Below are 10,884 nucleotides of genomic sequence, written 5' to 3' on the forward strand. Positions count from 1 at the left end.
TGTACCCGCCTGGTTAGCGCAAGAAACAGCGATTCAACTGAGGGGTTTTTCGTCAGACTGGCGGGCAACTCTGCCCGCCGAACAGATTATGCCAGCAGCACGCGGTCGATGGTTGAACAGCCCAGCGCTTTCAGCGTGGCTGCGGTCGCGTCCCACTGGATCAGCGGCGCATCGGCCTTTTCAGCCAGGATTGCGCGCTGAATATCCGGGTAGTCATACCCGTTCAGGCTAAGCAGGTTCAGGGCACCCTGGAGCGGAGGCAGCGTCGGGTTAAATGCGGCGTTCTCTGCATAGCTGCCGGTGAAGATGCGGCCGTCGCGGCACTGAAGGGCGACGCCGCTTGGAGATTTGCTGTAGGGCGTGTGGCTTTTATTGGCGGCGGCAATGGCCGCTTCGCTCAGCTCATCTCCCGAGAGCGCATAACCGTGGTCCTGCTCGTCCATCAGCAGGGTTTTGATCTCAAGATCTTTCGGGCCGAAAGCATCCGGCAGGTAATCACCCAGCGTATGCGGTGCGCGTCCCGGCAGGTTGATACGCAGTTCAAGACCGCTGTTCAGCTCATTCATAAACTGGCGGCAGTGGCCGCAAGGGGTATAGTTGACGGTGATGGCGCGCAGGGCTTTTTCGCCGCGCAGCCAGGCGTGACTGATGGCGCTCTGCTCCGCGTGGACGGTTTGCTGCATGGTCGCACCAAGAAACTCCATGTTTCCGCCGAAGTACCAGGTTCCGCTCACGCCGCGCGCAATTGCGCCTACGTTGAAATGGGAAAGGTCAGCGCGGGCGCAGGCAGCCGCCAGGGGCAGCAGGGCGAAAGCCAGCGCGTCTTCGTCCAGCCCCGTTGCCTGTTTAAGGGTCGTGACCTGATCTGCCGTCAGCAGGGCGGGGAAATGCGCATCCGCCAGAACCGGAGCCAGGGCTGATTGCAAATTCTCTGCAAGCTGAGAGAAAGCAGCTTGAAAACGTGGATGCATGACGTTGCCTCATCAAGGTTAATGGATCGGTAGTGTACGGAGCCGTACGGCCTTTATATGTGATCCAAATCTCATTATGTGTGCAACTTATGAAATGAAAATGAAATTTGCGCGACGCATCGCAAATTTTAGCCCATGACTGCCAGAATAATCGGGAAGATAAACGGCGCGACCAGGGAAGTGATAATCCCGCAGATCACCAGCGCCAGCGAGCTGAATGCCCCTTCCTGATAATCCAGTTCCGCGCAGCGTGCAGTGCCCAGCGCGTGCGAGGCGGTACCCATCGCCAGACCGCGTGCCGCTTTGGTCCGAATTTTCATGATATTCAGCAGCGTATGACCAAACACCGCGCCCAGGATACCGACGAAAATCACGCACACGGCGCTGATGGCCGGAATGCCCCCGATGCTGCCGCCCACGGCCATGGCAATCGGCGTGGTGACGGATTTAGGCAGGATAGAGGCGGCGATCTGCGGCGACGCGCCCATCAATAAGGCCACCGAGGTACCGGTGATCATCGCAACAAGGCTACCCACAAAGCAGATGGTAATGATGGATTTCCAGCGCGCGCGGATCTGATGCAGTTGCTCATATAAAGGAAACGCCAGCGCCACCACGGCAGGCTGCAACAAATCGTTGAGGATCTTGCTCCCGGCGAAGTAACGCTCATAAGGAATGCCGGTGAGCAGCAGAAAAGGAATAATCACCACCATGGCGACCAGCAGCGGATTGAGCAACGGCATTTTGAAACGCACCGCAAGCTTACGCGCAGCAAAGAACACCACCAGGGTTAACGGCAGGGACCACCAGATATTCGCCATCATTTTTTTGTTTTCTCCCCGACGACCTTGCGTTCGCCATGCACAATGTGTGAACTCCAGCTGACGACCAGGAATACCACCAGCGTACTGATGGCGCAGGAGACCACAATCGGGCCGAACTGCGCTTTAAGCACATCGTAATACTGCATCACCCCAACGCCGATAGGCACAAAAAGCAGGGCCATATAGCGAATGAGAACGAAGCACCCCGGATTAACCCATTTCGCGGGCAGCACCTGTAATGCCAGTAGCACAAACAGGATCAGCATGCCGATAATGCTGCCGGGTATCGTAATCGGCAGCAGCGAAGCGATAAAAATGCCGGCGTACAGGCAGGCATAAATGAGGACGAAGGCGCGAAGGTATTGCCAGATAGTATTCAGTGATTTGCTCATGGTGAAAGTCCTTGCTGAGACGTATTCATCATACAATTAAACCTGAAAATGTGCCACGGATCACATCATGAATTTTGGGCATACCAGACATTCCGCAATGGAACGCCGGGCTTTCAACATACATAGAGAGCAGCTACTATAGCGCGTCTTTTTTCACAGGTACTCAGAATGCGTGTTTTACTGGCCCCGATGGAAGGTGTGCTCGACTCTCTCGTGCGCGAGCTGCTTACCGAGGTGAACGATTACGATCTCTGCGTGACGGAGTTTCTGCGCGTGGTCGATATGTTGCTGCCAGAAAAATCATTTTATCGTCTCTGCCCGGAACTGCATCGTCAGAGCCGCACTCCGTCCGGTACGCTGGTGCGCGTCCAGCTGCTCGGCCAGTATCCTGAGTGGCTGGCTGAAAACGCCGCCCGCGCGGTAGCGCTTGGTTCGTACGGCGTCGATCTTAACTGCGGCTGTCCGTCAAAGCTGGTCAACGGCAGCGGCGGGGGGGCGACGCTACTTAAAGATCCGGAGCTGATTTATCGCGGCGCAAAGGCCATGCGTGAGGCGGTTCCATCGCATCTGCCGGTGACGGTCAAAGTGCGTCTGGGATGGGACAGCGACGACAAGCAGTTTGAAATTGCTGACGCGGTGCAGCAGGCGGGCGCCACCGAGCTGGTGGTGCACGGGCGAACCAAAGAGGATGGTTATAAAGCCGAGCGCATTAACTGGCAGGCGATTGGCGAGATCCGCAAACGGCTTACGATCCCGGTGATTGCCAACGGCGAAATCTGGGATTACGAGAGCGCGCAGGCCTGCCTCAAAGAGACCGGCTGTAATGCCGTGATGATTGGCCGCGGTGCGCTGAACGTGCCGAACCTCAGCCGGGTGGTGAAATATAATGAGCCGCGGATGCCGTGGGCGGATGTGGTGAAACTACTGCAAAAATACACGCGGCTGGAAAAGCAGGGCGATACCGGCTTGTATCACGTCGCGCGCATTAAGCAGTGGCTGAGTTATTTGCGTAAAGAGTACGACGACGCGCTGGGATTATTTCAGGAGATCCGTACGCTACAGACGTCTGCGGATATTGCCCGGGTGATCCAGTCAAAATCCTGAGCGAAGTGTGAAGTGTTTGCCCGGCGTGGAGCCGGGCAACAGAATCAGAAAATCATCTTGAATACGCCGGTTACCACCAGCAGCCCTATCAGAAATATAATCAAAATAACCCACAATAATATTTTCATTCGCCTCTCCTGCGTATGTCTGTCGAAGTAAGTGTAGCAGTCAATTCATAATTAGCATGAATACATGAAATTAAATCATTGTCTTGGGGAATAAATTTCCGGATATGAAAATGTATAACAATATGCGGATTGCCACGCGTTACTAAAAAACGGAACGTTAGTAAGCGTAAGTTGCGCCTTTATTTTTTTGAGTTCATGGCGTAATGAAACGTTCTCTTACTTTATCTCTGAGTGCTCCTCTTGTTTTTATGCTGGCCGCCTGCGCGCCGGAACATGCCACGGTGTCTCCAGTAAAAACGCAAGCCGCCGCCGCAGCTGTAAATACCCAACTGCGTCATGCCGACTGGCCAAAAAGCGAATGGTGGAAAGACTTTAACGACCCCCAGCTCAACGCGCTGATCGACAAAGCGCTGGCGGATGCGCCGGATATGCAAATTGCCCGTCAGCGTATTACCCTGGCGGAAGCACAGGCGAAAGCCGCTGTCGCTGCTGAGGGTCCACAGCTGGATTTTTCCGCAGATGTTGAACGGCAAAAAATGTCGGCAGAGGGGCTGATGGGTCCATTTGCGCTGACCGATCCGGCGGCGGGGACAACCGGCCCCTGGTACACCAACGGCACCTTTGGTCTGACGGCGGGTTGGGATTTGGATTTATGGGGTAAAAACCGCGCCCAAATTGAGGCCCGCATCGGTCAGGTGAATGCGCAAAAAGCGGAGCTGGAGCAGACCCGCCAGCTGCTCGCCAGCAGCGTCGCGCGGCTGTACTGGGACTGGCAGACCGAGGCCGCGGTGGGTGACGTACTCGCGCAAATCAAACGGGAGCAGGAAAATATCATCGGTGCCGATCGTGAGCTTTATCAGCACGGCATTACCTCCTCGGTGGAAGGCGTTGAAACGGATATTAATGCCAGCAAAACCGATGAGCAGCTCGCTGACGTGCACGGCAAAATGAAGGTCATTGAGGCGCGTCTGAATGCGTTGACCCATACCCCTTCAGTCACGCTCGCCCGGCATGCCTTACCTGATGCAGAGGCGTCGCTGCCGTCAACGCTCGGTTATGAACTGCTGGCTCGGCGCCCGGATTTGCAGGAGGCGCACTGGTATATCGAAGCATCCATGAGCGAAGTGGATGCCGCCAGAGCCGCGTTCTACCCTGACATCAATTTGATGGCATTCTTGCAGCAGGATGCATTGCACCTGAGTGACCTGTTCCGCTCATCTGCGCAGCAAATGGGCGTAACCGCCGGGCTGACGCTGCCAATTTTTGACAGCGGTCGGTTGAATGCGAACCTGGATATCGCCCAGGCGCAAAACAACCTCTCCGTGGCGAACTACAACAAGGCCGTGGTAGATGCCGTAAACCAGGTTGCCCGGACGGCCAGCGAAGTGGAAACGCTGACCGCCAAAAATCAGCACCAGCAGCAGATCGAAAAAGATGCGGCGCGCGTCGTTGCGCTGGCACAGGCGCGTTTCAGCGCCGGGATCATTGCCGGCTCCCGAGTGAGTGAAGCAAAAATTCCGGCGCTCAAAGAGCGTATTACCGGGTTCATGCTGAAAGGTCAGTACGTGGATGCCACGCTCCAGCTCACCTCCGCGCTGGGTGGCGGATATCATCACGGCTAACATTGCGCATTATCTATACTTACCTCTTTGCAGATTATCAGGAGGTGAATATGACGCGAGTCGCAATTGTTACCGCATCGGATTCAGGAATTGGCAAAACGACGGCCCTGATGCTGGCCGAACGCGGGTTTGATGTCGGAGTAACCTGGCATTCAGATGAGAAAGGGGCGCTGGCAACCTGCCGTGAAATTGAAGCGCGCGGGCAGCGTGCCGAGGCCATTCATCTCGACTTAAGCAATTTGCCGGAAGGCGCAAAGGCCATTGAAACCCTGATTACGCGTTTCGGGCGGCTGGATGTGCTGGTTAACAATGCCGGGGCGATGAATAAAGCGCCATTTCTGGACCTGTCGTTTGACGACTGGCGGCACATATTCACCGTTGACGTGGACGGCGCGTTTCTCTGCTCGCAAATCGCGGCGCGTCAGATGGTGAAGCAGGGGGAAGGGGGGCGGATCGTGAATATCACCTCGGTGCATGAACATACGCCATTGCCGGACGCCAGCGCCTATACGGCGGCCAAACATGCGCTGGGCGGGTTAACAAAGTCGATGGCGCTGGAGTTGGTTAAACATAAGATTCTGGTGAACGCCGTTGCGCCCGGAGCGATCGCCACGCCGATGAATGATATGGACGACAGCGAAGTGAAAGAAGGCGCAATGCCGGAAATCCCGCTGGCACGGCCAGGGCATACCAAAGAAATTGCCAGCCTGGTGGCGTGGCTGTGTGACAGCGACGCCAGCTACACCACCGGGCAGTCGTTTATCGTCGACGGCGGTTTTATGCTGGCGAATCCGCAGTTTAAGCCTGCGAAATAAGCATTCCCCTCACCCCCAAGGGGAGAGGGTGTATAGCGTTTGGGGAGAGGGGTAGGGTGAGGGGCAGCAGGCCGAACTCACTCTTCATCCCGCCGCTTTTCGCGATGCTTGAGCCACAGCCGTACCACAATCACCACTGCAACAACCAGGATCAACCAGGCCCAGTGTTTAAGATGCTGATCGAGATTATGCAGCCACGGACCTATTACTTCGCCACCCACGTAGCCAAGCGTGGTGAAAATCAGCGCCCAGGCAATCGCCCCGAGAATGTTCAGCGGCAGGAAGATTTTCGGCGGTAAGCGGCTCGCGCCAATCAGTATTGGCCCGATGATGCGAAAGCCATACATAAAGCGGGTACCAATCACAAACAGCCAGGGACGTCGCTGGATAAGCCGCTGAGCACGGCGAATTTTCTTTTGATGCTTAGCAAAACGTTGCAAAAGCGTTGGGCCAAAGCGCAGCCCCAGAAAGTAGAGCAGCTGATCGCCAATCATACCGCCCAACGCGACGGCGGCGACCACCAGCGAGAATTTCAGCAATCCCTGATGTGCGGCCACCCCGCCCAGCAGCGTGATGGTTTCGCCTTCCGCGACGCTGCCGATCACCAGCGCGGCGTATCCATATTGTTCAATAAGACCGTTGATATCCATTACGTAAACGTCATCTCCCTTACTGTGCCTGCGTTAATCATATACCCCATCCATCAACCACGCGGCAATCAACGGAAATTTCCCACTGTACATAAAATAATCTAAAGCCTGCATTATACTTAAGCTATCGCTGACGGGCCGACAACAAGGGGGCGTTATGAACCATGTCTGGGGACTTTTCTCCCATCCCGATCGTGAAATGCAGGTGATCCGTAACGAGAACGAAACGGTCGCGCATCACTATACCCACCATGTCCTGCTGATGGCAGCGGTGCCGGTGGTCTGCGCGTTTATTGGTACTACGCAGATAGGCTGGAACTTTGGTGACGGCACCGTGGTTCAGCTTTCCTGGTTTACCGGACTGTACCTGGCCATTCTGTTTTATGGCCTGATGCTGGCCGGGGTGGCGGTGATGGGGCGGGTCATCCACTGGATGGCGCGCAACTATCCGCAGCGCCCGTCGCTGGCACACTGTATGGTCTTCGCCGGATACGTCGCGACCCCGCTGTTTTTAAGCGGTATTGTCGCGCTCTATCCACTGGTCTGGCTGTGCGCGCTGATCGGTACGGTTGCCCTCTTTTACACCGGTTATCTGCTGTATGTAGGGGTGCCAACCTTCCTCAATATCAATAAAGAAGAGGGCCTGAGCTTCTCCAGCTCTACGCTTGCCATCGGCGTGCTGGTCCTTGAGGCGCTACTGGCCCTGACAGTGATTCTTTGGGGTTATGGATACCGTCTCTTTTAAGTTCCCTGCATTGCTGGCGTAAATGCCAGCAATGCAGCATCTGGTTATGATTCTCCGCTGGCGACAACGCACGGTGACCGCTATGATGCCGAAGCCAGCCTGTGTTTATCCGTTGACACAGGCGGTGTACGTCATAACGTGCGTGAATCATTATCAGAAGTCTCATCATGCTGAAATTTCGAGTGTCACTCCTTAGTCTTGCGCTGCTGCTGGGCGTCTCCGCTACCGCGCCAGCCATCGCCAAAACGACCGCAGTCGCCACCGCTGCTGCGCAACCCCAGATTGCGTCCGGCAGCGCGATGATCGTTGACCTGAATACCAACAAGGTGATCTACGCCAGTCATCCGGATCTGGTGCGCCCGATCGCTTCCATAACCAAAGTCATGACCGCGATGGTGGTGCTTGATGCACGACTGCCGCTGGACGAAAAGCTGAAGGTGGATATCAGCCACACGCCAGAGATGAAAGGGATCTACTCTCGCGTGCGTCTGAACAGTGAAATCAGCCGTAAAAATATGCTGCTGCTGGCGCTGATGTCCTCTGAGAACCGCGCGGCGGCAAGCCTTGCCCACCATTATCCTGGTGGTTACGACGCGTTTATCCGCGCGATGAACGCCAAAGCCAAAGCGCTGGGGATGAAAAATACCCATTTCGTAGAGCCAACCGGTCTGTCGATTCATAACGTCTCGACGGCGCGTGATTTAACCAAGCTGCTGATCGCCAGTAAGCAATACCCGCTGATCGGTCAGCTCAGTACCACGCGTGAGGAGATGGCGACATTCTCGAACCCGGCGTATACGCTGCCGTTCCGCAACACTAACCATCTGGTGTATCGCGATAACTGGAATATTCAGTTAACCAAGACCGGATTCACTAATGCGGCAGGGCACTGCCTGGTGATGCGCACCGTGTTTAACGGTAAGCCAGTGGCGCTGGTAGTGATGGATGCCTTCGGCAAATATACCCACTTTGCGGACGCCAGCCGCCTGCGCACCTGGATTGAAACCGGGAAAGTGCAGCCGGTGCCGGCTTCAGCGCTGGCGTATAAAAAGCAGAAAGCGGAACAGATGGCGACGGCGCAGAACGACTGAGCCGCCTGTCTGTGCCGGGTGGCGGCTTCGCCTTACCCGGCCTACGGCCCTAAAGCGGCCCCGATACGTAGGCCCGGTAAGCGAAGCGCCACCGGGCGAAAGCGCCTACTCCGGCAGCGTCCAGTCACCATCGTTGAGTGGACGCTGCATGATCAACGTATCCCGCCAGTCGCCCTTCTTATACCCCACGCTGCGCAGTTGACCGACAACCTCGAAGCCATGTTTTTTATGCAGCCGTAACGATCCCGCATTATTGTTTCCGTCACCAACCACGGCAATCATCTGCCGCCAGGGTCCTTGTTCACAACGGGCGATCAGTGCCTGGAGTAAGGCCGAGCCAAACCCGCGCCCGGTAGTGCTGGCATCCACATAGATGGATTCCTCAAGGGTGTACCGGTAGGCCTGGCGTGGACGATAAAACGTGGCGTAGCAGTAGCCGACAACAATGCCGCGATACAGCGCAACCAGCCACGTTAAACCGCTGTCGGTCACGCTCTTCATCCGCTGACGCATCTCATCGACGGTGGGAGGAACTTCCTCGAAGGACGCACGGCCATGAAGCACATGCCAGGCGTATATCGCCGAGATGGCATGCGCATCGTCAGGAAGGGCGTCGCGCACCTCGATTTCAGTTTCGGGGAAAATTTCTACAGCCGACATGTTCTGCCCGCTCCTTGTTTGGAAAGCCAGAGAAACGTTTCTCTGGCAACAGGCAGATACTCTAGTACGTTTGAGGAGGGCTTAACAATCTCTTAAATTTGGCTATAAGAGTTCATCAGAGGCTTGCGTATTGTGTTCCTCTGTTTCGGCACTCTCTTTCCAGTATTTCTTCCGCGTTGTCTTACCAATGCCCGGGTTCATACTGTTTGTAGGGTCATTTTTGCGATAAAACTGTTTAAGCGTCTCCGGCGCTTTGTACAGGTGTCCTACGTTGTGCTCGGCAGGATATTGCGCGCCACGCTCGTGCAGCAGCGCCAGCATCTGTTCTTTCAGCGCGTGTGCATCAACCCCTTTTTTGACGATGTAATCCTGATGGAAGACATAGCACATAAAGTGGCCGTAATAGAGCTTATGCACCAGCTTGCTGTCGATCTCCGGCGGCAGATGTTCAAACCACTCGGTATCGTTGCGACGCAGGGCGATATCCAGTGCCAGAATATCCTCCACCTCTTCGGAATGCACCGCCTGATAACGGATGGCAGCACCCGCCGCGGCGAAGCGGTGCAGGAAGGCTTTGCTGCCTTCTTCCGGCGTACAGGCAAAGAAATCCCCGTCGGCGGTTTTGAAGAATTCGGTGAGCCAGCTCTGCGCTTCGGCAATTCCGTCCCCGGCCATTTTCAGCAGCAGATGGTGCTCATACTTGTCGCGCCAGGTCTTCATCCGCTCCGGTAAATGCGCCGGGAAGACGTTACCCAGCTTCTGCATAAAGCGGTCGGTGAAGTGCGGTTTGAACAACGATACTTTCTCCAGCATCGCGTCGGTGCGGCCCTTCATAGTGAAGAAGAACGGCATTTTGTCGGTGCCGAGCTTGTCGATCATCAGGAAGGTATCTTTGCCGTAGCGCTCTGCGATGTCGTAAATGTCCCGGTGCATATACTCGCCTGCCACCGGCAGGTGAGTGAACTCGGCCAGAATATGACGACGGATCTCCGTCAGCACCTCCGGCTGATTGGTGCCGATGTAAAACACCTGCTGCTTTTTCTCTGCCGGGAAGGTATCGAGGCGCACCGCAAAAACGGCCAGCTTGCCCGCGCAGCCGGAGGATTCAAACAGGCGATCCGGATCGGCGTTATAGCGCGCCGGCGTATCGGCATTGATATCGCGCACGCGGGTGATGTAATCGTGGTCATGCGCGTGACGGCCATCGTGCTGAACGTCTTCGTCCTTTACGCGGTCATCGTCGAGTTTGCTGAGGATCTGCTCTGGCGTTACGCCCAGATCGATCCCCAGATGGTTAACCAGCGTCAGCTTGCCGTTTTCATCGATACGGGCGAACAGCGACATTTCCGTGTAAGCCGGGCCGCGCTGCACCAGCGAGCCGCCGGAGTTATTGCAGATCCCGCCGATCACCGAGGCGCCAATGCACGATGAGCCGATCACCGAGTGCGGTTCGCGTCCCAGCGGCTTAAGCGCTTTTTCCAGCGAGTAAAGCGTGGTGCCGGGGAAGGCGAGCACCTGTTCGCCCTTGTCCAGCAGGTGCAGTTTGTCGAGGCGCAGGGTGCTGATAATCACGATGTCACGATCGTAATCGTTGCCGTTCGGCGTGGAGCCTTCGGTCAGGCCGGTATTCGCAGCCTGCATTAAAATAATCTTGTCTGCCGCAACGCAGGCGCTGAGCACGCGCCACAGTTCGAGCAACGTACCGGGGAAGACTACCGCCAGCGCGTCGCCCTGGCCGGAGCGAAAGCCCTTCCGATAGCGGGCGGTTTTGGCCGGGTCGGTAAGCAGGTGAGAGTGACCAACCAGGCGAGACAGTTCGTTAATAAATGTAGTGTTATCGTCAGTTCGAACAGAAGACATCTTCCACTCCTTGTGGTGGGGC

The 10,884-nt window shown here is 56.0% G+C and carries 11 protein-coding genes; 5 read left to right on the forward strand and 6 right to left on the reverse strand.

All coding sequences use genetic code 11. The annotated features are described in order from the left end of the window. Positions 1-86: 86 nt before the first annotated feature. The 3 genes from cdd to ACOTWU_RS20560 all read right to left on the reverse strand — a co-directional run bounded on the left by cdd (position 87) and on the right by ACOTWU_RS20560 (position 2,187). Positions 87-971 carry a cytidine deaminase gene (gene cdd, locus ACOTWU_RS20550; protein WP_032103253.1) on the reverse strand — a complete coding sequence of 295 codons (885 nt, stop codon included), beginning with the start codon at positions 969-971 and terminating at the stop codon, positions 87-89. Positions 972-1,099: 128 nt separating this feature from the next. After that, complete coding sequence (locus tag ACOTWU_RS20555) at positions 1,100-1,795, reverse strand: CidB/LrgB family autolysis modulator (protein WP_015572322.1); 696 nt, start codon at positions 1,793-1,795, stop codon at positions 1,100-1,102. Next, a complete protein-coding gene (locus ACOTWU_RS20560) occupies positions 1,792-2,187 on the reverse strand; it encodes a CidA/LrgA family protein (protein ID WP_003859308.1) in 396 nt (131 codons plus the stop codon). Before ACOTWU_RS20560 ends, ACOTWU_RS20555 begins: the two co-directional genes overlap by 4 nt. A gap of 168 nt (positions 2,188-2,355) precedes the next feature. Here ACOTWU_RS20560 and dusC point away from each other — a divergent pair, with 168 nt between their 5' ends. The 3 genes from dusC to ACOTWU_RS20575 all read left to right on the forward strand — a co-directional run bounded on the left by dusC (position 2,356) and on the right by ACOTWU_RS20575 (position 5,856). Continuing rightward, positions 2,356-3,291 (forward strand): tRNA dihydrouridine(16) synthase DusC, encoded by a 936-nt coding sequence (gene dusC / locus ACOTWU_RS20565; RefSeq protein WP_015572323.1) that lies wholly within the window; start codon positions 2,356-2,358, stop codon positions 3,289-3,291. 331 nt (positions 3,292-3,622) lie between these two features. Next, positions 3,623-5,041 carry a multidrug resistance outer membrane protein MdtQ gene (gene mdtQ, locus ACOTWU_RS20570; RefSeq protein ID WP_026080616.1) on the forward strand — a complete coding sequence of 473 codons (1,419 nt, stop codon included), beginning with the start codon at positions 3,623-3,625 and terminating at the stop codon, positions 5,039-5,041. A 50-nt stretch (positions 5,042-5,091) separates the two neighbouring features. Then, positions 5,092-5,856 carry an SDR family oxidoreductase gene (locus ACOTWU_RS20575; RefSeq protein WP_074173126.1) on the forward strand — a complete coding sequence of 255 codons (765 nt, stop codon included), beginning with the start codon at positions 5,092-5,094 and terminating at the stop codon, positions 5,854-5,856. Positions 5,857-5,933: 77 nt separating this feature from the next. Here ACOTWU_RS20575 and ACOTWU_RS20580 read toward each other — a convergent pair whose 3' ends face one another. Continuing rightward, entirely contained in the window at positions 5,934-6,506 is a 573-nt protein-coding gene (locus ACOTWU_RS20580; RefSeq protein WP_015572327.1) for a DedA family protein, read from the reverse strand. Positions 6,507-6,663: 157 nt separating this feature from the next. Here ACOTWU_RS20580 and ACOTWU_RS20585 point away from each other — a divergent pair, with 157 nt between their 5' ends. Both ACOTWU_RS20585 and pbpG read left to right on the forward strand, forming a co-directional pair. Further along, positions 6,664-7,251: a Yip1 family protein gene (locus ACOTWU_RS20585; protein ID WP_003859296.1), complete on the forward strand. Its 588-nt coding sequence runs from the start codon at positions 6,664-6,666 to the stop codon at positions 7,249-7,251. A gap of 167 nt (positions 7,252-7,418) precedes the next feature. After that, complete coding sequence (gene pbpG / locus ACOTWU_RS20590) at positions 7,419-8,342, forward strand: D-alanyl-D-alanine endopeptidase (protein ID WP_015572329.1); 924 nt, start codon at positions 7,419-7,421, stop codon at positions 8,340-8,342. Between the two features lie 105 nt (positions 8,343-8,447). Here the strand turns inward: pbpG and ACOTWU_RS20595 are convergent, their stop codons facing one another. Continuing rightward, a complete protein-coding gene (locus ACOTWU_RS20595) occupies positions 8,448-9,002 on the reverse strand; it encodes a GNAT family N-acetyltransferase (protein ID WP_045910728.1) in 555 nt (184 codons plus the stop codon). Between the two features lie 102 nt (positions 9,003-9,104). Then, positions 9,105-10,862, reverse strand: coding sequence for a D-lactate dehydrogenase (gene dld / locus ACOTWU_RS20600; RefSeq protein ID WP_015572331.1), 1,758 nt, complete (start codon positions 10,860-10,862; stop codon positions 9,105-9,107). Between the last annotated feature and the right edge of the window lie 22 nt (positions 10,863-10,884).

This window comes from Enterobacter cloacae complex sp. GYL001, from assembly GCF_049237125.1.
In the GTDB taxonomy this organism is placed as follows: domain Bacteria; phylum Pseudomonadota; class Gammaproteobacteria; order Enterobacterales; family Enterobacteriaceae; genus Enterobacter; species Enterobacter hormaechei_C.